Here is a 21,657-nt window from a genome sequence, read left to right as displayed (position 1 = left end):
CGCCAGCCTACCTGTCAACCGGCCGCTGCGCCCTCGGTGACGCCGGCCTGTGTTCGAGACAGGGCAATCGTTGCGTAGATCATGACCGCGACCGAGCCCGCGATGACGGCGAGCGCGACGGGGCCGTCGCGAACGCGTTCGTCCAAGACGGTGATCCCGAGGAACGCGGCTCCGAAGGGCTCGCCGATGGTGACAGCTGGAAGCGATGCCGACAACGGGCCCGCTTGGAACGCGCGCTGCTGAAGATAGAAGCCCACCACGCCGCACCCGACCAATGCGTAGGTCTGCCACGCAGTGAGTGCACCCAGAATGTCCTTGTCGACGAGATCGGTGACGAACTTCGTGAACGCAACGGCGACACCGAACAGCAGTCCGCCGGCGGCGCCGAGACACAGAGCTCGGTGTCCCGGATTCTTCGAGGTCAAGCCGGCAACGACGCAGCCGGTGACGACGGCCCCCGCGATGACCAACGGAATCATCCATTCGGACCATGGCGCATTCGAATGGCCTTCGGTGGGATCACCGACAACGATGAAGACAGCGAGCGCGAGCGCAAGGGATACAGCCGACAACCAGATCCTGCGTGTCATTCGGAAGCCCGAGAACTTTGCCGACAGCGGCAGGGCGAACAGCAACATCGAGACGACGAGCGGCTGCACGACGAGGACGGAGCCCACCCACAGTGCGGCAACCTGCACTCCGTATCCGCCGACGTCACCGATCACTCCGGCCCACCATCGAGGGCTTCGCAGTAGTCCGGCGACGAGCGAGTCACCTTCTGGCACCGACGCGGCCGCGCTCTGCTGGGCGACGGATGCGCAGGCGAACAACATCGCCGCGACCAGGGCAAGGAGCACTGGCAACACGGCCGAGCCGCTCAACGTCGTCCCGACCGTCGCGACCGCGTACGCCCAGGAGTGGACCCGGTCGAACGGCGTGAGCTCGGCCTCGTGCGAGTGTCAGGCGTAGTCCGTTCCACGGCGCTCAGCGCGATCCCGTTGGGTCTGCGGGCACCTGTAGCTGCGACCAGTTCGGGACTCGTCGGGCCCACATCGACCATCGCTGCTGTTATCCCGGCCTGCTGCATGAGCTCCGCAACCTGCAGCTCCTGTGATTCGGTCAACAAGGTGACCACGGTTCCCGATCGGCCGGCACGTCCCGTTCGCCCGGCGCGGTGCGTGTAGTCCTTGCCATCGACCGGGGGATCGACGTGAACGACGAGACTGACTGCGTCGACGTCGATTCCTCGTGCAACGACGTCGGTCGCAACGAGTACCGGTACGGACCCGGCCGTGAATGCGTCCAGGGTGTGGGCCCGGTACGCCTGACTTTTGTCCCCGTGCAACGCTGCCGCCGAGATACCGTCGGCGCGCAGCTTCTCGGTAAGTCGATCGACGGCATGTTTCGTACGAAGGAACAGCATCGTGCTGCCCGCTCGTGCCGAAATCGCCGCAGCTACCCGGTCCTTGTCTTCGTGGGTGACACGAAAGAAATAGTGTTCGACCGGCGAATGTGCCACCGGAACATCGTCGGTCCGATGGAGCACAGGCGTATCGAGATAGCGCTCGACCAAGATATCGACGTCGCCGTCGAGGGTGGCGGAGAACAGCATTCGCTGTCCATCGGCAGGAGTCCCGTCGATCAGCGACTCGACCTGAGGCAAAAAACCGAGGTCGGCCATTCTGTCGGCCTCGTCCAGCACCGTGATCTCTACGTCGTCGAGCGAAAACTCCGTCGTGGAGACGAGATCTTGCAGTCGACCCGGTGTTGCAACGACGACGTCGACTCCCCGGCGAATTCCGTCGAGTTGCCGCTTCATTGGCACGCCCCCCACCACGCTCGACACGCGAATGCCGCAAGCGCGACCCGGTTCTTCCAAGGCTTCGGCGATCTGGAGAGCAAGCTCACGAGTGGGGACGAGGACGACGCCGCGAGGTCTACCCGGTCTGCTGGCTCGGCCGGACAGGCGGTGCAGCAAAGGAAGACCGAAGGCAAGAGTCTTACCGGATCCGGTCGGGGCTCGTCCGAGTATGTCTCGACCGGACAGGGCATCGGGGATGGCTGCGGACTGAATGGGGAAAGGCACCTCTACGCCCACTCGGCGAAGTGCGTGCACGACGACGGGTCGCAGGCCCAGGTCTGCAAACGAAGAAATCGGTCCCGTCATAGCCGAACACTACCGCGGCCACCGCCACATGTCGGTGGTCCTTGCCATCATGTCAGCATTCGAACATGTGTTCGATAATGGATGGATTCATTCGACTGGATTCGTATCGAAACGGGGAGACTATGTGTGCACTGTGTGACGGCCGATCGATAGATGACTACGTTCTCGGCGTGGAGGGATTGATCGACCGATACGGCTGGGCCCTTCAGTACGTCAACTCCGATGCAGACACCGTGTTCGGCGCCAGCAGTGCCCGGGTGGACAACGATGCGGTGTACGGGGACTTGGTGCACGAGGACCTGGTGTACGAGGAGCACATTATTCCCGCGTTCTGCTACACCGTGGGACTCACCGCCCTTGGGCATCCTGAGCTGATCCTGACCGGGCGCTCTGCGAGCGAATCGGCATCGGTCCTGAACATCCTCGCACGCAGGGTGCTGCTCGATGGCCATTCACTCGAAGCGGGATGCGAGTGCAGCGCAGGAGGTTTGGGATTGTCGTTCGTCGACGTCGCAGAACCGGGGGACTGGCTTCTGATGGCACATCGCGTCTATCCGGGTCGGGACGTGGGAGCGGTCCAGGCTGTGTGGCGGGATGTCGAGGGCAATCTGCCGTGGGAGGGCCCGTTTCCATCGACGGTAGTGCAACCCGTTCTCGGCCCGCCGCCAGGATGGGACGAAGAATTCGACTGAATCGGCTTCCGTCGCCGAGGTCGAGCCGAACAGGCTGCTCGGTCGCGCGCACGCTACTGCCGGCGGCAGCGAAAGGCGGTCGGGATCGCTAGAGATCCCGACCGCCTCGCTGGGCTATCGCTGGGCGTCGAGTCTCACGCCTCGACTTCGCTGCGATCCCCACTCCACAGAGTGTGGAACTTGCCTTCGGCATCGATGCGTTCGTACGTGTGCGCACCGAAGAAGTCGCGTTGCCCCTGAGTCAGGGCGGCAGGCAGTCGTTCTGCACGCAACGCATCGTAGTAGGCGAGCGATGACGCGAAGGCCGGGACCGGGATTCCGAGGGAAGCCGCCGTGATGACGACGCGGCGCCAGCTATCGATCGCCTCTTCGATTGCGTCGCGGAAGTACGGCGCCAGAATCAGGCTTGGCAGTTCGGCGTTGTCGTCGTACGCATCTTTGATGCGGTTCAGGAATCGGGCGCGGATGATGCAGCCGCCGCGCCAGATGGTCGCCAGATCACCTGGATGCAGATTCCAGTCGTACTCGGCGCTGCCTGCCGCGATCTGGTCGAATCCCTGTGCGTAGGCCACGATCTTGGATGCATAGAGTGCGCGGGAGATGTCGTGGGTGAACTGCTCGGCGTCGGAGGGCTTTGCGGCGAGCGTGCCCGATGCGAGTCCTACTGCGGCCTTGCGTTGGCTCCTGGATCCGGACAGAGCGCGAGCGAAGACGGCCTCTGCGATTCCGGTGACGGGAACACCCAGATCGAGCGCAGCCTTGACGGTCCAGCGACCTGTGCCCTTCTGTTCGGCGGCGTCGACGATCACGTCGACGAGCGGCTGGCCAGTCTTGGCGTCCACCTGCTTCAACACCTCGGCGGTGATCTCGACGAGGTAGCTCTCGAGGTCGCCGTTGTTCCACTCGGTGAAGACGTCGGCCACCTGCTGCGGCGTGTAATCGAGTGCGTCGCGGAACAGGTTGTAGGCCTCCCCGATGAGCTGCATGTCGGCGTACTCGATACCGTTGTGCACCATTTTCACGAAGTGGCCCGAGCCGTCGGGACCGATATGAGTGCAGCACGGCGTTCCGTCCACCTGTGCGGCAATCGATTCCAGCAACGGGCCGAGCGCCTTGTACGAATCGACCGGCCCACCCGGCATGATCGACGGGCCGTTCAGCGCGCCTTCCTCACCGCCGGAAATGCCCGCACCGACGAACAGCAGCCCGCGTTCCTTGAGGGAGGACTCACGGCGAATCGTGTCGGTGTACAGGGCGTTTCCACCATCGATGATGATGTCGCCTTCTTCCATTGCAGACGCGAGCTCTTCGATGACGGCATCGGTCGGATCGCCGGCCTTGACCATGATCAGGACACGGCGCGGCTTGGCGAGAGCTGCAACGAACTCTTCGATGGTTTCGGTGCGCACGAAGTTCCCTTCGCTGCCGTGTTCCGCTAGGAGCGCATCGGTTTTGGCGATGCTGCGGTTGTGCAGGGCAACGGTATGTCCGTTGCGCGCAAAGTTCCTGGCGATGTTGGAGCCCATGACGGCAAGTCCGGTGACACCGATCTGGGCAAGTTCTGACGAGTCCACTGCTGAGGTCATGGGTACAGCTTTCCCTGCCGGGCCGACGAAGGAAAGTTGGGGGACACGGTTAGTCCGAACACCGTCGCTTGCGTTGCCTCCAGAGACCTCGAACCCAGAACAGGACGCCGTCTCGGTATCGAGACGACGTCCTGTCGGTGAAAGCGGCGGTCAGGTCACATCAGCGGTTGCGAGCCGGCCCGTCGAATCCTTCGTACGAACGACGATCGGTGCGGCTACGGAACCCACCCGACCGGCTGTCCTCTTGAACTGACGACGGCTGACGCCGTTCGCCGCCGCCCTGGTAGCCGCCGGTGCGGGGGCGGTCGCCCTGGTAGCCGCCGGTGCGGGGGCGGTCGCCCTGGTAGCCACCGGTGCGGGGGCGGTCACCTTGGTAGCCACCGGTGCGGGGGCGGTCGCCCTGGTAGCCGCCGGTGCTCGAGCGGTCACCTTGGTAGCCGGTACGCGGGCGGTCGCCCTGGTAGCCGCCGGTGCTCGAGCGGTCACCTTGGTAGCCGCCGGTGCGGGGACGGTCGCCTTGGTAGCCGCCGGTGCGGGGACGGTCGCCTTGGTAGCCGCCGGTGCGGGGACGGTCGCCTTGGTAGCCGCCGGTGCGGGGACGGTCGCCCTGATAGCCGCCGGTGCGGGGACGGCTGTCGCGACGATCTCGGGGCGCGGAGCTCTCGGCTCGCAACGCCTCACCCGTCGGCTTCTTTGCGCCCGTGATGGACGACAGCTCGGCCGATCCGGGGCCGACGTTGACCGAGGTTGCTTTGACCCCTGCCATTCCGGTCAAGCGCTGCACCTGGCGACGCTGGTTGGGGAGCACGATCGCAACGACAGTGCCCTTTTCTCCTGCGCGCGCCGTGCGGCCTGCCCTGTGCAGGTAATCCTTGTGGTCGGCGGGCGGGTCGACGTGGACGACGAGATCGATACCGTCGACGTGGATTCCGCGTGCTGCGACATCGGTCGCGACGAGCACAGGGGTGCGGCCGTTCTTGAATCGCTCGAGAACACGAGTCCGCTGGTTCTGGGCCTTGCCGCCGTGCAGCGACTCGGCAGCGATGCCGAGAGCGCGGAGGCGATCGGTGATTCCGTCGCATCCGAGCTTGGTCCGGGCGAACATGATCGTTCGGCCTTCACGTGCGCCGATTTCGGAGAGCACGATGTCCTTCTGCCCGCGATCGACACAAAGAAGGTAGTGGTCCATGGTGCGAACGCTCGCCTTGCCGTCCTGCGTGGAGTGCTCCACGTGGTCCGGGAGGAACTGACGAACCAACGACTGAACTTCGCGGTCGAGCGTTGCGGAGAACAGCATCCGCTGTCCGTCGGCCGGAGTGTCGGCCAAAACTGCACGGACCTCGGGGAGGAACCCCATGTCGGCCATCTGGTCGGCCTCGTCCAACGCGGTGATCTCGATCGAATCGAGAACGCATGTTCCTTGACGCAGATGGTCCGCGAGACGTCCTGGGGTCGCTACGAGGACGTCGACGCCGCGGCGAAGTTGCTCGACCTGCTTGTTGAACGGCGTGCCGCCGACTGCTGCACGGACGGTCAGACCTTGCGCACCTGCGTACGGCCCCAACGATTCGACGACCTGGAAGGCCAGCTCGCGAGTCGGCACGAGAACGAGTGCACGCGGGCGCTTGGCAGACGGACGATCGGTGTGCAGCGCGAGGCGCGCAAGAATCGGCAGGCCGAATGCGAGGGTCTTGCCGGATCCGGTCTGTGCACGGCCGAGGACGTTCTTGCCCGCGATGGCGTCTGGAAGTGCTTTGGCCTGAATCGGCGAAGGCACGGTGATGGAGTTACGCGCCAGAGCTGCGACGACCGGTTCCGGCAGTCCGAGCTCGGCGAAGGTGATCACAGGTGTTGAATCTGCAGAACTATCTGTAACCACGGGCGACGCGCTTGTGGCGTTCGCTGTGGTGGGGGTGGATGTACTAGTCGAGACAGCGTGAGTCACGCAGTTGAACCTCTCCGGATTACGGGCACGCCACGAAGCTACAGCTGGGAAAACGCCCGTGAGAGATGGGCACAAACAACAGCTAGAACACAATTATGACGAGCCAGGGCACTGTCACCTGGCCATCCGTGCGCTTGGATACTGCGCAGAGTGGGGCTGTTTGTGCCTTTTCGAATTGCTAGGCCGCAATGGCGACCGTGTACGAGTGTACGCGAGAAGTGATCAAACACCGATTCGAATCAGTGTGAGCTGCCCGACTCGTCAGCCGTGATTCATCAGCCGACTCAATTCGACGAGCCACGGCATAGCGACGAAGATCGTGGGAACAACCAGGATGATTGCGGCAGCCGAGTAGGCGGCGATGCTCGTAGCGACGTCGGTTCGAGGTCCACTCAGGCGCTGCACGCGGATAAGCGTGCTCGGCCCTCCGGCGGCGAGTGCCCCGCGGGGAGCCGTCGATCCGGCGCAGGTCACAAGGGCGCGGGCGAGCGGCGTCGGCCCGGTCACTTTGACTGCAGAGTCGTCCGCCAACAATTCGACGAGTAGTTGGACACTCCCGAGCGCCGACTTGCTTCGCACGATGCGAGGAAATGCTTCGTTCACTGCGGTGAAAGCCTCTAGTACGAGATCGTGGCGCGAACGGAGATGGGACCGTTCGTGGCTCAGTATCGCTTTGAGCTCCGACAGATTGAGATTGGTCAGAACGCCTTCGCTGAGTACCACCCTCTGGCGTAGACCCGGCAAACAGTAGGCAATCGGTTCGATCGCATCCAGAACGCGAACATCCGCGTCCCTTACTCCGGGGAACGGGCGACTGTTCGGACCGCTCCGATCGAGGAGGTCTACGAGTACTCGATGGCGTGCACGCCGCCGTCGAGTACGCACCGCAACCCGGACAACCGAGAACATCAATTTCGCGCCGATGGCGAGGGTGATTGCGAGTACGACGACGTACAGAAGCCACAGCGGCAGGCCGAGGGCTTGGATTTCGTCTGTCGGTGCCGTGGTCGGACGCCCGTCGGGCCCGGGAACGAGAAGTAGACCGCCGATCGCCAGTCCAGAACTGAAAGCTGAGAAGACCGCAGCCACGGCGATGGCCTGCCACAACACCAGGGCCGCGCGGGGTGCTCGATACGGCCACGTGGCGCGGCTCAGAAACGCAGGAACTGGCCCCGTCAACAGCAGGGCGAGTATTGCGAATACCAGCGCTGTGGTGGAGTTCATTTCCTCACTAACCGAGGGCAGGAATCAATCGGATTGTCGATCTTCGACGAGCGCGGCGGACCGCCCGCCCGATTGTGCCACTTCCAACGCGGCAAGAGCTTCTCGGAGGGCTGCAGCTTCATCAGCTCCGACTTGACCGACGAAATGCACGAGCGCTGCGGCGCGGCCACCGAAGGCCGGCGCCTGAGCGAGCGCATCCACCATGAGGCTGGCAACGAGTTCGTCTCGGCTGTGAAGGGGGACGTAGCGGTGAGCTCGATCGTCGCGCTGCTGAACGACGAGCTGCTTCTTGGCCAACCGTTGCAGAACGGTCATCACCGTTGTGTAGGCGAGTTCGCGGTGAGCGGCCAGCGCTTCGTGGACTTGTCGAACTGTCTGTGGTTCCGAGGACTCCCACAGATGATCCATCACTGCACGCTCGAGTTCGCCTAGACCTGCCATTCTTGCGAGTCTACGGGCAGTCCGACACAAATGCGTACTACTCCCGGTAGTAAGGGCGCCCTGCGTGTGTGGGATGCGTCATACGCCCGTGAAGGATGACTTATCGACCGGTTGAGGCCGGCTTGAGGGATTCGGCGTCGAACTGTGCCTATTCTGCACTCATGTCACCGTGTCGGCGTCTCGGGAGAGAGCTGTGAACTGGTTCGTCTCGTTGTCTTTGGTCAGCGGCACCACGTCGTGGGCCACCCTCGTGCTCGGGCTCCTCGGGGCGGCGTGGCTCGTCGCCGGTCGCACGCGGCGCTATCTCGTTCGGATCCTTCCCTTCTGTCTTCTCGCCGCTGCCATGGTCGCGGCAGTGCTGTACTACGTCGTCGAACAAGTGTGGCGGCCCTTTCCCGACCCCATCGAGCCCTTGATCTACGTCTGGGTCGGTGTCGGTCTTGCAGCTGTGTTCGCGGTCGTGCCGCGCATGACCGTGGCACGTGGCGTCCTGGCAAAGGTCGTCACCCTCGTCGCCGCTGTGCTCGTCGTCGTGGCTGCGTGCGCACAGGTCAATCTGGTCTTCGCTGCGTACCCGACGGTGGGAACGTTGCTCGGGGTCGACGAGGTGGACAGAATCGATCTCGCCGAGGTTCCGGGGCCACAGACCTCGGTCGTCACAGGGAGTCCACTCGATTCGGTATGGACCGCTCCGAATTCGATGCAGGCGTCGGGCAGGCTGACGTCGGGGACGATTCCGCCCACCGCGTCAGGCTTCTCCGCTCGTGACGCGCAGGTCTACCTACCTCCGGCGTACTTCGCCGACCCCCGGCCGCTGCTGCCTGTTCTGGTCCTGCTCGCCGGCCAGCCCGGTGCGCCGGAAGATTGGCTGACCGGTGGATTGCTCGCGAGCACCATGGACGCGTTCGCGAAGGACCACGCGGGATTGAGCCCGGTGGTCGTTGTCCCCGACGCGACAGGGTCCGAGCTCGCCAACCCTCTGTGTGTCGACTCCGTGCTCGGCAAGGTCGATACGTATCTCGCACGGGACGTGCCGAGCTGGATCGAGTCGACGTTCCAGGTGAACACCGACCCACGCGCCTGGGTGATCGGTGGTTTGTCCTACGGCGGGACTTGCTCGATTCAACTGGCAACCAATCATCCCGACGTCTACCCCAACTTCCTCGACCTGTCGGGCCAGGCAGAACCGACTCTGGGCGATCGCGCCCGCACTGTAGCCGAGGCCTTCGGGGGTAATGAAGCGGCGTTCGTTGCGGTCAACCCGATGGACCTGCTGAAGGCGAGAAAGTACCCGAATTCCGCAGGCGCTTTCGTTGTCGGAGCCGAAGACAACGATTACCGACCTGGACAACAAGCGATGTTCGACGCCGCCAAGGCAGCAGGTATGGACGTGCGCTATCTCGAAGTACCGGGCGGGCACAGTTTCGCCGTCTGGTCCGAAGGCTTGAAGCAGGAACTTCCGTGGTTGATGCAGAAAGTAGGACTGATCTCGTGAATGACGCGACCCGGGCGGCAGATCCGATCGTTGTGCAGGAACCGTCGTGGATCGAGGTACGAAGATCCCGCATTACTGCGTTCTGGCGCAGGACTATCCGGCAGCTCGTCAGGCTGCGAGCACTGATCGTCTTCGGCATCAAGGGCGCGCCGGTAAGCCTTGGGCTGCTGGTCGTCGTGCTTGGGCTCGGAATCGTGGGAGCCGTGATCGGCGCGGAAACCGTCCGGCACAATTTCGCGCTCGGAATCATGCCGTTCGAGCAGCTTCGACTGTGGACGGTTCTCACCGCGGGTCTGTTCGCGCCCGGCGTTCTGGGCTACGTGGTGTTCGTCGTTGCTGTGTTCGTGGCCGCCGCGCCGATCGAACGAAGAATCGGCTCGAAGAAGTTTGCCCTCGCGGCGGTGGTCACCCAGGTTCTGGGCGCTCTGTTCGGTTTGGGGATCGCCGCTCTGGCCAAACTTTTCGACGCCGACTGGGGGTTTCGCCTGCACGTCGGCACCGCGATCGGTCCGACTACATGGATCGTGGGCGTTCTCATGGTCGCGAGCGCCCGTATGGACACGTTGTGGCGTCGACGCATTCGCGTGGGTCTGCTCGCGCTGCTCATCACGTCGGCACTGTTCAGTGGCCACCTTCAGGACGTCGTTCGACTGGCTGCTGCGGTTATCGGTCTACTCATCGGTCCGACGATTGTCGGCAGATCCGCACGCGGGCCTCGCTTGGCCGGAACGGTGCGGGAGGGGCGAGTGCTGGTCGCGCTCGTCGTCGCGGCAAGCTCGATCGGTCCGGTGTTGGCCGCGTTGAGCCCCGATGCGGTCGGCCCCTTCGCGGTTCTTCGTGACGTGGTCAGCGGCGTGCCGTACACAGCTGCCGAAGTACGTGAGATCTGCGCCGACTCGGCCACCGATCCCGAGTGCCGAACCGGTCTGCTCGAACTGCGGTTGGGTGGCATAGGACCCACCATCCTGTCGCTGATGCCGTCGATCTTCCTGCTTTTCCTCGCCGACGGGTTGCGCAGGGGCCGCCGATTCGCATGGTGGGCAGCGTTGTTCGCGCAGGTTGTACTTCTCGTGGTCTCGATTGCGAACTACGCCATCCGCTTCGTGGAGGCGGGCGACGACGAAACGTTGTTCTACGGCTTGGAGTCGCCGACTGCGTACCGGACGATCGTGCCGTTCCTACTCCCTCTTGCGGTGCTCGTTCTGCTGCTGCTCACGCGGAAATATTTCGATCTGACAGCGCCCCGAGGTACGTACAAACGGTTCACGATATCGGTGGCCGTCACCGGCGCGGTCATGGCTGTTCTGTACGTGCTCGGGGGTCTGGCGGACCGGTCCGGATTCGACCGCGAACCCACGGTGCTCGGGCTTCTCGCCGATTTTCCGCAGCGCTTGATACCGCCCGTATACCTGCAGTGGCTCGAACCCCGGTTCCTGCCGGACAGCGTGCTTGCTACGTTGCTGTTCGAGTGGACCGGCGTCATCTTCTGGGGCGTGCTCTGCATGCTCGTTCTCGGGACATTTCTGACCAAGGCGCACGGCGTCCACAGCGGAGCAACCGATCGGGCCCGCGCGATACTGACCTCGAGCACGGGGAGTGCGCTGTCGTGGATGACTACATGGAAGGGCAATACGTACTGGTTCTCGGCCGACGGGACGAGCTACGTCGCGTATCGGGTCATCTCGGGTGTCGCCCTGACGACCGGAGACCCCGTCGGCCCTCCGGATCGACTGCGTGACAACGTCGTCGACTTCGCCGAGTTCGCATCCGACAACGGCTGGATTCCGTGCTTCTACTCGGTCACTCCTCGCGTACGTGAAATCACCGACAGCATCGGATGGGGTGGCATCCAGGTGGGGGAGGAGACCATCCTCGACCTCGAGAACCTGGCGTTCACCGGCAAACGATTCCAAGACGTGCGGACGGCTCTGAATCGTGCGAAGAAGGTCGGTATCGAGGCGGAGTGGATCAGTTTCGGCGAGGCACCCCTTGCGATCACCGACCAGATCACCGCGATTTCCGAAGAGTGGGTCGCCGACAAGGGCATGCCCGAGATGGGGTTCACCTTGGGAGGACTCGAAGAGGTCGATGATCCGCAGGTGAGATGCCTCATCGCTGTGGACGAGCATCGTACGGTCCATGGAATCACGTCGTGGATGCCGGTGTACGAGGACGGAGCGATCGTGGGGTGGACCCTCGACTTCATGCGGCGCCGTTCCGAGGGGTTCCGACCGACCATGGAGTACCTGATCGCGTCAGCCGCGATCCTGCTCCAGGCAGAGGGAGTCCGATTCCTCAGCTTGTCGGGGGCCCCGCTTGCCAAGGTGGAAGACGGACGCGGTGACGCGGACACATCCGAGGACGAGCTCACCTTTTCGAACTTGCTGGATCGTCTGCTCGACGTTCTCGGGAAGACTTTGGAACCCGTCTACGGCTTCCGCTCGCTTCTGGCGTTCAAGTCGAAGTTCCAGCCTCGCTACGAACCCATGCACATGACGTTCGCCGACCCGGCTGCGCTGCCCAGCATTGGAAATGCCGTCGGTCGGGCCTACCTACCGGACGTATCGCTCGGGCAGGGGTACCGGTTGGTGAAGACGATGATCGAGCGCTAGTTCGTGACCGACTTCGTGGTCGACTTCACCGGGCCGCCGACTGTTCCGTAGACGTGCCGCGTGCCGATCGGAACGATCAACGGTCGATCCGAGACTGGATCCTCGATGACCGTCGCGTCGAGGCCGAATACGTCGAGCAGTAGCTTCTCCGAGATGACGTCCTGTGGTCGGCCGGACTCGACGATCTTGCCCTGGGACATCACGATGATCCGATCGCTGTATCGGACCGCCAGGTTCAGATCGTGCAGAACCATGACGACGGTGCGACCCATCTCTTCGTGCAAGCGATCGACGAGATCGAGAACTTCCACCGAGTGGGCCAGGTCGAGATACGTCGTGGGCTCATCCAGGAGCAGGATGTCCGTACCTTGCGCAAGCGCCATCGAAATCCAGGCTCGCTGACGCTGACCGCCGGACAGTTCGTCGACCGGGCGATCGGCCAGATCGCCTACACCGGTGAGCTCGAGAGCATTGGCAACCTCGGACTCGTCGTCGGAACTCCACTGGCGAACCCACGACTGGTGCGGGTGTCTACCTCTCGACACCAAATCGCCGACGGTCAGTCCCTCGGGCGCCGTCGGCGCCTGCGGAAGCATCCCGAGAACCCGCGCGACGTCCTTGGTCCGCATGGAAGAAATGGCTTTTCCGTCCAGGACGACCTTTCCCGACTTCGGCTTCAGTAGTCGTCCGAGGGAACGGAGAAGCGTGCTCTTTCCGCAGCCGTTGGGACCGATGACGGTAGTGATGACCCCCGTGTGCACGTCGAGGTCGAGATTCTCGACGATGATGCGATCGCCGTACCCAAGGGTCAGGTCATGGGCAACGAGGCGGGACGGTTCTGTGGTGGTCATGCGGAGACCTTTCGGTTACTGCGAACGAGAAGGTAGAGCAGGAACGGGCCACCGAGAGCGGAGGTGACGATGCCGACGGGCAATTCGACGGGCAGGATCGTTCTGGCGATGAGGTCGCTTCCGACGACGAGCAGTCCGCCCATCAATGCAGAGGCGATGATCGGCGGGCCAGGGGTCCGCAGAATCCGCAGTGCGATCTGTGGCGCGGCCAGAGCGACGAATCCGATAGGACCTGCCGCAGCAGTGGCGATGGCGGCGAGGGCAACCGACGCGAGCAACAAAGATGCCTGTCCGTACTGCAGTCGGACGCCGAGCGAGCGCGCGTTGTCGTCGCCGAGCCTGAGCGCACCGAGGGTGAAAGTGGAGACGATGGTGAAACCGCCGACGATGACAACGGCCGCGAGCACGGGCCAGACTTTGCTCCAATCGGCACCGTTGAGCGAACCGTTGAGCCACAGTTGCGCACGCGAGACGTCGTTGATGTCCGCGCTGATGAGGAGCCAGCCGATTGCTGCGGTCAGCATGGCGTTGATTGCGATACCGACCAGGATCAGCCGAAACCCCTCGACACCACGCTTCCAGGCGAGGGCGTAGATCAAGACTGCAGTGATGACTCCGCCGATCAACGCGGCGATCGGCAGGCCGAGGGTTGCCAGAATTCCGACGAACGTCCCACCGCCTCCGAGCACGATCAGCGCAACCGCCGCTGCACTCGCTCCCGCCGTGATCCCGAGGATGTCCGGGCTTGCAAGGGAATTGCGTGAGATGGATTGAGTCACAGCGCCCGACATTCCCAGCGCCATTCCCACGAGGAGGCCGGTGAGCGAGCGAGGCAGCCGCAGATCCATGACGATGAATCGGTCGATCCGCGATCCGCCGCCGAACAGAACCTCGGTCACCTGCGGGATCGACAGCGGGAAATCGCCGCGACCGATGTTGACGCACATGACCAGGAAGAGCGCAGCCAACAGAAGAACGTTGGCCAGTACCATGATCGGCCGTCTGACGAGCGAGATGCGTCCGAGTCGGAACGGCGGACGCGAGGGGACTTTGTGGTCGTGGCCGTCGAGCGTCGCCGACGACGACTCCGTCTTTGTGGTCACAGGCTTGCCAACTTCCGACGACGTACGAGTGCGATGAAGAACGGTGCACCGAACAACGCAAGGACGATTCCGACCTGAAGCTCTCCCGGCCGGACGACGACTCGTCCGATGACGTCGGCGATCATCAGCATCACCCCGCCCATCAACCCCGCATACGGGACGATCCATCGGTAGTCGGGGCCTGTGACCACACGGGCGACGTGAGGAACGACAAGTCCGATGAATGCAATCGGGCCGCACGCTGCGGTCGCAGCACCGGTGAGCAACGTGATGGCAACGATGCCGATGGTGCGGGTGAGTGCGATGTTCGTGCCGAGCGATCTCGCCACGTCTTCACCGAGACTCATGACATTGAGCCCGGGCGTACTGGCCACCGCGATCAGTACTCCGACAACGAGGAACGGCAGTACCTGCCAGAGAACATCGAGCCCTCGCCCCGCCACCGATCCGACCGACCAGAATCGATATCCGTCGAGGCTCGTCTGATCGAGAAGAACGATCGCGTTGGTCATCGCCGCGAGGAAGAATGCAACGCCCGCGCCGGCCAACGCCAGGTTGAGAGGGCTTGCCTTGCCATTGCCGGCCGAGGACAACCCGAACACCACGACACTCGCGATCGCCGACCCGGCGAACGCGAACCACAGGTACTGACTTGGTGAGTTGAATCGGAAAAAGTAGATGGACAGGACTACGAGGAACGCGGCACCGGCGTTGAGACCCAACAAACCGGCGTCGGCCAACGGATTTCGCGTATGGCCCTGGATGAGCGCACCTGCAATCCCGAGTGCGATTCCGACGACCAATGCAAGCAAGGTGCGGGGTACACGGAGGGTGCGGACGATGATGTCGGTGTCGGTTCCCGTCGAGTTCAGCAGTGCGTGGCCGATCTCGGCGAACGTGAGTGGCCTTGCCCCGATTGCGATGCTGGCCAGTATCGCCGCGGCCAGAGCGAGCGTAAGGATGACGAGACCGAGTATGCGTCGTCGACGAATCCCGGCGACCGAATTGTCTCGTGCGATCGGCTCGAACAACTCGTCGAGCGCAGTTTTCTCCCGTACCACCTCGGTGGAACTCCGGCCGACACCGAGCGGAAGCAGCATGGAGCGTTTCACGCCGATGGCATCGCCGGTGGAAACGTCACGGACGATGAGGTTCGTCCACCGCATACCGGCGCTTTGGCCGTCCTTACCCTCGCGAAAACCGTGATTCCACAGGAAAAGACCGAACGCAACGGCAACCGCGATTGCACCGAACACGAATCTGTCGGCTTCGCCGCCGCCGTTGTCGTCTCGGAGCGAATCGACTATCGACCAACCGATGCCAAGTGGCAGCAGAACGATCGCCAGGTCGACGGCGAAGGCTGCGATTCGAGGCGGCCAGGGTGCCGGTCCTCGTGGGATCTCTTCCTTCGCGAAATCTTCGTTCGGGTTCGGATGAGGTCCTCCCGAGCCGAGCATTGGTGCCGTCGTCACTGTGTTCGTGACTCCTCACTGTGTGGGGGGATCCTGCGTTAGGTTACGGAACCCTTGTTCATTCTGCGCTCCCCGGGTTAGGCAAGCCAAGCCGAAAGCGTGATCGAGGAGACATCGCTGGACTCACTCTGATGCATCGTTGATGGTTAGGCTAACCTATCTATAGCGGTCCTCAGGGGCCATGTCGTCGACGACAAGGAGTGTTCCGGTGTCACTTGCAACCACGGTGTCCGATGCCTGGGCCGATGTGTATCGCTCTCGCGAACGCAGCGCGGAATGCAGTCCGCTGACGCGGTCGTGCAACCGGCTTCGTGCACTCAACCCGGACTATCCGCGGATGTACGCGGTCGCTGCGATGGCAGGTGAGGGCAAACGGCGGTGGTGGCAACTCGCAGGCGGCCTCGAAGACGGGCGAGTGGACCTGATGATCGAACGCTCCCTGGAGGACCTCAAAATTCCGGAAGCTGCGGCCATTCAAGTTGCGACCGCGCTGATCCATTCCGTCGTAGGACGCGTGTCGGCGCTCCTCGTTCTCGAAGGCCGTGCCTGGGATCCCGGCATCGACAACCTGTGGATTCACATGGACAGCGATGGCGGTATCGACTGGGCGGGTGTCACGTCTCCGATCCTCAGGGTTCTCGACGGAGATTCCCTCGACACCTCGCACGGCGCAGTGACGCTGCCGTGCGAGGAGGCTCTGCTCGTGTGGACAGCGCATCGCTGCATCACGTCATTGGACGCAATCCTGCGGTCCGTTGCGGAGAGAGCGCCCTTGGACGGTCGGACGTTCTGGAGCTTGGTCGGTGATTCGATTCTCGGTGCCTCGACCTACGTACCGGTGCTCGCGGGCACGTACGCGTCGGACGGTGCGCGCCGGGGACAGGCACTACTCGATGCGTTTGTTGCGGCCGGCGCGCCGGTGCGTTCTCGACCCGCACACACGGGGCGGCTCAGGCTTCGTGCTTCGTAGCCCTTGCAAAGGAAGTAAGGCAAGCCTACGATAAACAGGTACCAACGGATCGCGCCGGAGTCCTGAGGGCTGCAGTGACTCCCGGTCCTTGCCACGGCGGGCCTCGCATTCTCACGAATGCGGGGCCCGCCGATTTTCTCGCTCGAGTCCTCGTGTAGTCCTGGTTGGCATCACCCGCGCGCACCTTCGGTGCGCAGATCAGGAGGACCGATGAGCGAGACCGGCAACCGCGACGATGCGACCCTCGACGCACTCGACCCCTCGGCGATGACCGCACTCTGCGCCAAAGGATTCGATGGAGCGATCGGCCTCCAGTACACCGAGGTGAGCGGCGATCGCGTGCGTGCCACCTGGGAGGTGACGCCGGCTCTTCACCAACCCGCAGGAATCATGCACGGCGGTGTTCTGTGCGCGGTCGTCGAGTCGTTGGCGAGCATCGGCGGGTCAGTCTGGCTCGGCGACCGCGGGCATGTCGTCGGCGTCAACAACAACACCGATTTCCTTCGCGCGTCGAGGGAGGGCCGACTCACTGCCGAAGCGCTGCCGATTCATCGCGGTCGGACCCAACAGTTGTGGCAGGTGGACATCACGAACGAAGCCGGAAAGCACGTCGCACAAGGGAAGGTTCGTCTCGCGAACATCGTGGACACCGGGACTCTGGGACACTAGGGAAGTGAGCAACATTCCATCCCAGGAACCCGAATCCGCTCCGGCACGCTTGAGTGAACCGGCGCGTCTGCGCATCGAAGGCATTCTCGATCCGGTCGATGCGGCCCTCGCGCGCGACTTCCCGGGTGACAAGATCGGCGGTCAGCCGATTCACACGGTCTACATTCCGGCTTCCGTTGCGTCAGTAGATGTCCCGGGTGAGTGGGGTGATTCCGCACTGACGTCGATCGAATCCAACCCCGACCTGTTCGCGTCACTCGATTCGTCGGGGGTGTTGCAGACGGTCCGAGAGACGCTCGCGCGGAGACCCATTCAGGATCTACGAATCGACTTCGAAGACGGATACGGGTGGAGAAGCGACGAGGTCGAGGACCGTCACGCACGACTGGCGGGCCAGGTGCTCGCGGCCCTGTCGTCCGAAACTTCGGGCCCGGAGTGGCTGGGAATCAGATCCAAAGGGCTCGCGCCGCACGAACGACGACGGGGATTCCGGACTCTCGAACTCGTATTGGACGGCGCCGGCGGAGTGCCGGACGGATTCGTTTTCACCGTGCCCAAGCTGCGTGCGGTCGAGCAGGTCGACGCCGTGGTCGCGTTGTGCGAAGAAATCGAGCGCGCACACGGACTGGACGAGCGGTCGCTTCGATTCGAGCTTCAGATCGAAAGCCCCCAGGCCATCATCGGGTCGGACGGGTCGGCGACGTTGGCAGCGGCGCTTCACCGTGCCGACGGGCGCTGCACATCACTGCATTACGGGACCTACGACTACAGCGCTGCGTGCGGAATCACCTCTGCGCATCAGTCTTTGGCGCATCCGGTCGCCGACCACGCCAAGAACGTCATGCTCGTTGCAGCAGCGCAGACGGGCGTCTGGGTGTGTGATGGATCCACCCAGGTCGTGCCGTCGGGATCACAGGACCAGGTCGACGCGGCCACTCGACGCCACTTCGACTTGGTCACACGCTCGCTCGAGCGGGGTTTCTACCAGGGTTGGGATATGCACCCGTCGCATTTGGCCACCCGGTGGACTGCAACGCTTGCGTTCTTCCGGACGGCTATGCCGACCGCAGCGTCGAGAGTCGCGGCGTATCTCGACAGCGCGTCGGGCGGAATGATGGACGAGCCTGCCACCGCACAAGCACTTGCCGCCGTACTCGTGCGCGGACTCGACTGTGGAGCGACGACGGAGCAGGACCTACAGGAAGTGTCGAGCTCGATCACTCGGGACGTGCTGCAAGGCTTGCTCACTCGCACGGTCGGGGGCCCGCTCGTCTGACCCGAGTGCCGCTGCGTCGTTCCTCTCCGCTGCTCGAAAGCCGGAACCATGTCAGTATTAGCGTCGGTGTCGAACGAAGTGTACGAGCGATGAACAGATGGAGATCCCGATGCGGCTGACTCCCCACGAGCAGGACCGACTGCTCCTCAGCTACGCAGCCGATCTGGCCCGCAGGCGTAAATCCCGCGGGCTTCTGCTCAACCACCCGGAATCCGTGGCTCTCATCACCGACCACCTGCTCGAGGGTGCCCGCGACGGACGGTCGGTTGCTGATCTGATGTCGTCGGGGCGCGAGGTCTTGACGGCCGACGACGTGATCAGCGGTGTGCCGGAGCTACTTCCTGAAGTGCAGGTCGAAGCCACGTTCCCGGACGGAACCAAGCTCATCACGGTTCACGAGCCCATCTCACCCAAGCGCGGAGACGGACACCTGGTCCCCGGCGAGGTCATCGCCGCCGAGGGGTCGATCGAAATCAACGAGGGTGCCGACGTCGTCACCCTCGAAGTGGTCAATACCGGAGATCGTCCGGTGCAGGTAGGAAGTCACGTTCACTTTCCCCAGGCGAACGATGCACTGGCCTACGAGCGTTCGCGCGCGTACGGACGACGCCTCGACATTCCGGCCGGGACGGCGGTTCGTTTCGAACCCGGAATCCCCATGACAGTCGATCTCGTCCCGCTCGGCGGCACCCGCGAGGTCTACGGCCTGAGCTCGAACCCTCCTGGAAAGTTGGATGCCTGATGGCCCACTTGAGCCGGTCTCGCTATGCGCAGTTGTTCGGCCCGACCACAGGTGACCGAATCCGACTCGCCGACACCGATCTATTGATCGAGATCACCGAGGATCGGAGCGGTGGACCGGGCCTCGCCGGTGAGGAGGCAGTGTTCGGCGGTGGAAAGGTGATCCGAGAGTCGATGGGGCAGTCGAGGGCAACGCGCGCAGACGGCGCTCCCGATACCGTCATCACCGGAGTGGTCGTCGTCGACTACTGGGGAATAATCAAGGCCGACATCGGGATTCGGGATGGTCGAATCGTTGCGCTCGGCAAGGCCGGCAACCCGGACACGATGAACGGCGTGCATCCGGACCTAGTCATAGGTCCGTCGACCGAGATCATCGCTGGCAACGGAAAGATTGTGACAGCGGGCGGAATCGACTGCCACGTCCATTTCATCTGTCCGCAGATCATGGACGAAGCGCTCGGTGGAGGCATCACGACTCTCATCGGTGGCGGAACCGGTCCAGCGGAAGGAAGCAAGGCAACAACTGTCACCCCTGGGGCGTGGCACCTGTCGCGAATGCTCGAAGCCCTCGACGACTGGCCGATGAACATCGTGCTGCTCGGCAAAGGCAACACTGTGAGCCGTGACGCCATGTGGGAGCAATTACGGGCGGGCGCTTCGGGTTTCAAACTCCACGAGGACTGGGGATCGACACCGGCAGCGATCGATGCATGCCTCGAAGTGTGCGAGGCCGCGGGAGTGCAGGCAGCTTTGCACTCGGATACGTTGAACGAGGCGGGCTTCGTCGAAAGCACCCTCGATGCGATCGCAGGACGCGGAATCCACGCGTACCACACCGAAGGTGCGGGCGGCGGGCACGCACCGGACATCATCACGGTCGCGTCGTACGGGAACGTGCTGCCGAGTTCGACGAATCCGACTCGGCCGCACACCGTGAACACCCTCGACGAGCATCTCGACATGCTGATGGTCTGCCATCATCTGAGTCCGTCCATCCCCGAGGACCTCGCGTTCGCCGAGAGTCGCATCAGACCGTCTACGATCGCCGCCGAGGACCTTCTTCATGACATGGGCGCGATCTCGATGATCGGCAGCGACGCGCAGGCAATGGGTCGTATCGGTGAAGTGGTACTGAGGACGTGGCAGACGGCGCACGTGATGAAAAAGCGTCGGGGACTGCTCGCCGGCGACGTGCGCGCAGACAACAATCGGGTCATGCGATACGTGGCCAAGTACACCATCTGCCCAGCGGTCGCGCACGGACTCGAACATGAGATCGGATCGATCGAACCGGGCAAGCTCGCCGATCTCGTGCTGTGGGATCCGGCATTCTTCGGCGTGCGCCCCCACGCAGTCATCAAGGGCGGCATGATTGCCTGGGCTCAGATGGGCGATGCCAACGCATCCATCCCGACTCCCCAGCCTGAACTGCCGCGTCCGATGTTCGGGGCATCCGCCAAAGCAGCGGCTGCCACTTCCGTGCACTTCGTGTCGCCGCAGGCCATCGAGGACGGGCTCGCCGATCGTTTGAATTGCGAACGCCGCCTGGTCGCGGTCGGCAACGTTCGGTCGGTAGGGAAGGCCGACATGCCGCTCAACGACGCACAGCCGAGGATCGAAGTCGATCCGGACTCGTTCACGGTCAAGATCGACGGCGAAGTGTGGGCGGAGCAACCGGCAAGCGAATTGCCCATGGCTCAAAGGTATTTTCTCTTTTGAGTGCTGCGATCACGAAGGTGTCGACGATCTTGACGTTGGCAGACTCGCGTCTTCCCACCGGCGGACACGTTCATTCCGGGGGAGTGGAGGAGGCCATTGCACAGGGCCTTGTCCGCGATGTCGCGACGGTCGAAGCGTTCCTGCTGAGGCGAATCCGAACTACGGGGGCAGTGGCAGCGTCCATCGCAGCGGCCGTCTGTACATCGACGGTGTCCACAACCGATGCCGATGCCGAGTGCGATGCCAGGACCCCGTCACCCGCGGCGCGTGCCGCGTCGCGGGCACAGGGGCGTGGCCTGCTTCGTCTCGCTGCCGTCAGCTGGTCGGGGGAGGCGTGGTCGGAACTGGCAAGAAAGCCCCACCTCGCGGTGGTGGCCGGAATGGTCGGCCGGGTAGCCGGTCTGTCCGGACACGACATCGCGTCGATTCAGATCTACACGAGCATGACCGGATCTGCCATTGCAGCACAGAGGCTGCTCGCTCTCGACCCCTCGGACGTCGCCGCGTGCACGCTGCGACTGGCAAGCATCTGCGACGAAGTGACCGACCAGGTATGTTCCGGTCTCCCTGGCTTGGTCGATCTGTCGGACCCACTGCTCGACGTTCTTGCCGAGTCTCATGTCATACGCGAAAGACCCCTGTTCGTATCCTGAAGTTCACACTCACACAACGAATTTCGAAAGGTGACAAC

Annotated in this window: 18 protein-coding genes; 9 read left to right on the top strand and 9 right to left on the bottom strand. The window is 63.4% G+C overall.

Annotated features, from left to right (window positions below):
• Positions 1 to 14 precede the first annotated feature (14 nt).
• Together D8W71_RS17545 and D8W71_RS17540 are read right to left on the bottom strand one after the other, a co-directional pair.
• Positions 15 to 881: a DMT family transporter gene (locus D8W71_RS17545; protein ID WP_121115150.1), complete on the bottom strand. Its 867-nt coding sequence runs from the start codon at positions 879 to 881 to the stop codon at positions 15 to 17.
• Positions 878 to 2,167 carry a DEAD/DEAH box helicase gene (locus D8W71_RS17540; protein ID WP_121115148.1) on the bottom strand — a complete coding sequence of 430 codons (1,290 nt, stop codon included), beginning with the start codon at positions 2,165 to 2,167 and terminating at the stop codon, positions 878 to 880. The genes D8W71_RS17545 and D8W71_RS17540 overlap by 4 nt, the downstream gene beginning before the upstream one ends.
• Before the next feature lie 170 nt (positions 2,168 to 2,337).
• On the opposite strand from D8W71_RS17540, the gene D8W71_RS17535 reads away from it, so the two are divergent.
• Positions 2,338 to 2,859, top strand: coding sequence for a DUF4262 domain-containing protein (locus D8W71_RS17535; RefSeq protein WP_236077486.1), 522 nt, complete (start codon positions 2,338 to 2,340; stop codon positions 2,857 to 2,859).
• A gap of 134 nt (positions 2,860 to 2,993) precedes the next feature.
• Here the strand turns inward: D8W71_RS17535 and gndA are convergent, their stop codons facing one another.
• The 4 genes from gndA to D8W71_RS17515 all read right to left on the bottom strand — a co-directional run bounded on the left by gndA (position 2,994) and on the right by D8W71_RS17515 (position 8,055).
• The gene (gndA, locus tag D8W71_RS17530) at positions 2,994 to 4,445 is read right to left on the bottom strand and encodes an NADP-dependent phosphogluconate dehydrogenase (protein WP_121115146.1); all 1,452 of its coding nucleotides are present in this window, start codon (positions 4,443 to 4,445) and stop codon (positions 2,994 to 2,996) included.
• A 160-nt stretch (positions 4,446 to 4,605) separates the two neighbouring features.
• A complete protein-coding gene (locus tag D8W71_RS17525; protein WP_442971982.1) occupies positions 4,606 to 6,390 on the bottom strand; it encodes a DEAD/DEAH box helicase in 1,785 nt (594 codons plus the stop codon).
• A gap of 261 nt (positions 6,391 to 6,651) precedes the next feature.
• Entirely contained in the window at positions 6,652 to 7,614 is a 963-nt protein-coding gene (locus D8W71_RS17520) for a M56 family metallopeptidase (RefSeq protein ID WP_121115142.1), read from the bottom strand.
• 24 nt (positions 7,615 to 7,638) lie between these two features.
• A complete protein-coding gene (locus tag D8W71_RS17515) occupies positions 7,639 to 8,055 on the bottom strand; it encodes a BlaI/MecI/CopY family transcriptional regulator (RefSeq protein ID WP_121115140.1) in 417 nt (138 codons plus the stop codon).
• 193 nt (positions 8,056 to 8,248) lie between these two features.
• On the opposite strand from D8W71_RS17515, the gene D8W71_RS17510 reads away from it, so the two are divergent.
• Together D8W71_RS17510 and D8W71_RS17505 are read left to right on the top strand one after the other, a co-directional pair.
• Positions 8,249 to 9,550, top strand: coding sequence for an alpha/beta hydrolase (locus D8W71_RS17510; protein ID WP_121119455.1), 1,302 nt, complete (start codon positions 8,249 to 8,251; stop codon positions 9,548 to 9,550).
• Between the two features lie 95 nt (positions 9,551 to 9,645).
• Complete coding sequence (locus D8W71_RS17505; protein ID WP_236078034.1) at positions 9,646 to 12,162, top strand: bifunctional lysylphosphatidylglycerol flippase/synthetase MprF; 2,517 nt, start codon at positions 9,646 to 9,648, stop codon at positions 12,160 to 12,162.
• Here the strand turns inward: D8W71_RS17505 and D8W71_RS17500 are convergent.
• The 3 genes from D8W71_RS17500 to D8W71_RS17490 all read right to left on the bottom strand — a co-directional run bounded on the left by D8W71_RS17500 (position 12,159) and on the right by D8W71_RS17490 (position 15,588).
• Entirely contained in the window at positions 12,159 to 13,013 is an 855-nt protein-coding gene (locus D8W71_RS17500; protein ID WP_121115136.1) for an ABC transporter ATP-binding protein, read from the bottom strand. The two genes, D8W71_RS17505 and D8W71_RS17500, sit on opposite strands and share 4 nt — an antisense overlap.
• Positions 13,010 to 14,005, bottom strand: a complete 996-nt coding sequence (locus D8W71_RS17495) for a FecCD family ABC transporter permease (protein WP_328588831.1) — start codon at positions 14,003 to 14,005, stop codon at positions 13,010 to 13,012. The genes D8W71_RS17500 and D8W71_RS17495 overlap by 4 nt, the downstream gene beginning before the upstream one ends.
• A 107-nt stretch (positions 14,006 to 14,112) precedes the next feature.
• Complete coding sequence (locus D8W71_RS17490) at positions 14,113 to 15,588, bottom strand: iron chelate uptake ABC transporter family permease subunit (RefSeq protein ID WP_442971981.1); 1,476 nt, start codon at positions 15,586 to 15,588, stop codon at positions 14,113 to 14,115.
• Between the two features lie 208 nt (positions 15,589 to 15,796).
• Between D8W71_RS17490 and D8W71_RS17485 the strand changes: the two genes are divergently transcribed.
• The 6 genes from D8W71_RS17485 (at position 15,797) to D8W71_RS17460 (ending at position 21,619) form a co-directional block, all read left to right on the top strand.
• Entirely contained in the window at positions 15,797 to 16,558 is a 762-nt protein-coding gene (locus tag D8W71_RS17485; protein ID WP_121115130.1) for a hypothetical protein, read from the top strand.
• A gap of 267 nt (positions 16,559 to 16,825) precedes the next feature.
• Positions 16,826 to 17,227 carry a PaaI family thioesterase gene (locus D8W71_RS17480; RefSeq protein ID WP_442972057.1) on the top strand — a complete coding sequence of 134 codons (402 nt, stop codon included), beginning with the start codon at positions 16,826 to 16,828 and terminating at the stop codon, positions 17,225 to 17,227.
• Positions 17,228 to 17,240: 13 nt separating this feature from the next.
• Positions 17,241 to 18,503, top strand: a complete 1,263-nt coding sequence (locus tag D8W71_RS17475) for a DUF6986 family protein (RefSeq protein WP_201265421.1) — start codon at positions 17,241 to 17,243, stop codon at positions 18,501 to 18,503.
• 109 nt (positions 18,504 to 18,612) lie between these two features.
• Positions 18,613 to 19,245, top strand: a complete 633-nt coding sequence (locus D8W71_RS17470; protein ID WP_121119453.1) for an urease subunit gamma — start codon at positions 18,613 to 18,615, stop codon at positions 19,243 to 19,245.
• Positions 19,245 to 20,966 (top strand): urease subunit alpha, encoded by a 1,722-nt coding sequence (locus D8W71_RS17465; protein WP_121115123.1) that lies wholly within the window; start codon positions 19,245 to 19,247, stop codon positions 20,964 to 20,966. The genes D8W71_RS17470 and D8W71_RS17465 overlap by 1 nt, the downstream gene beginning before the upstream one ends.
• On the top strand, positions 20,963 to 21,619 hold the full coding sequence (locus D8W71_RS17460; protein ID WP_121115121.1) for an urease accessory protein UreF: 657 nt from the start codon (positions 20,963 to 20,965) through the stop codon (positions 21,617 to 21,619). Before D8W71_RS17465 ends, D8W71_RS17460 begins: the two co-directional genes overlap by 4 nt.
• Positions 21,620 to 21,657: the final 38 nt, after the last annotated feature.

This window comes from Rhodococcus sp. P1Y (assembly GCF_003641205.1).
Lineage (GTDB): Bacteria > Actinomycetota > Actinomycetes > Mycobacteriales > Mycobacteriaceae > Rhodococcoides.
Note: the sequence above shows the minus strand (reverse complement) of the source record. Positions and strands in the feature narration are given on the sequence as shown.

Coding starts and splice junctions, on each gene's coding strand:
- D8W71_RS17540 (WP_121115148.1), bottom strand. CDS start 2,167: ATGACGGGACCGATTTCTTCGTTTGCAGACCTGGGCCTGCGACCCGTC.
- gndA (WP_121115146.1), bottom strand. CDS start 4,445: ATGACCTCAGCAGTGGACTCGTCAGAACTTGCCCAGATCGGTGTCACC.
- D8W71_RS17480 (WP_442972057.1), top strand. CDS start 16,826: ATGACCGCACTCTGCGCCAAAGGATTCGATGGAGCGATCGGCCTCCAG.
- D8W71_RS17515 (WP_121115140.1), bottom strand. CDS start 8,055: ATGGCAGGTCTAGGCGAACTCGAGCGTGCAGTGATGGATCATCTGTGG.
- D8W71_RS17500 (WP_121115136.1), bottom strand. CDS start 13,013: ATGACCACCACAGAACCGTCCCGCCTCGTTGCCCATGACCTGACCCTT.
- D8W71_RS17465 (WP_121115123.1), top strand. CDS start 19,245: ATGGCCCACTTGAGCCGGTCTCGCTATGCGCAGTTGTTCGGCCCGACC.
- D8W71_RS17470 (WP_121119453.1), top strand. CDS start 18,613: ATGCGGCTGACTCCCCACGAGCAGGACCGACTGCTCCTCAGCTACGCA.
- D8W71_RS17520 (WP_121115142.1), bottom strand. CDS start 7,614: ATGAACTCCACCACAGCGCTGGTATTCGCAATACTCGCCCTGCTGTTG.
- D8W71_RS17495 (WP_328588831.1), bottom strand. CDS start 14,005: ATGGTACTGGCCAACGTTCTTCTGTTGGCTGCGCTCTTCCTGGTCATG.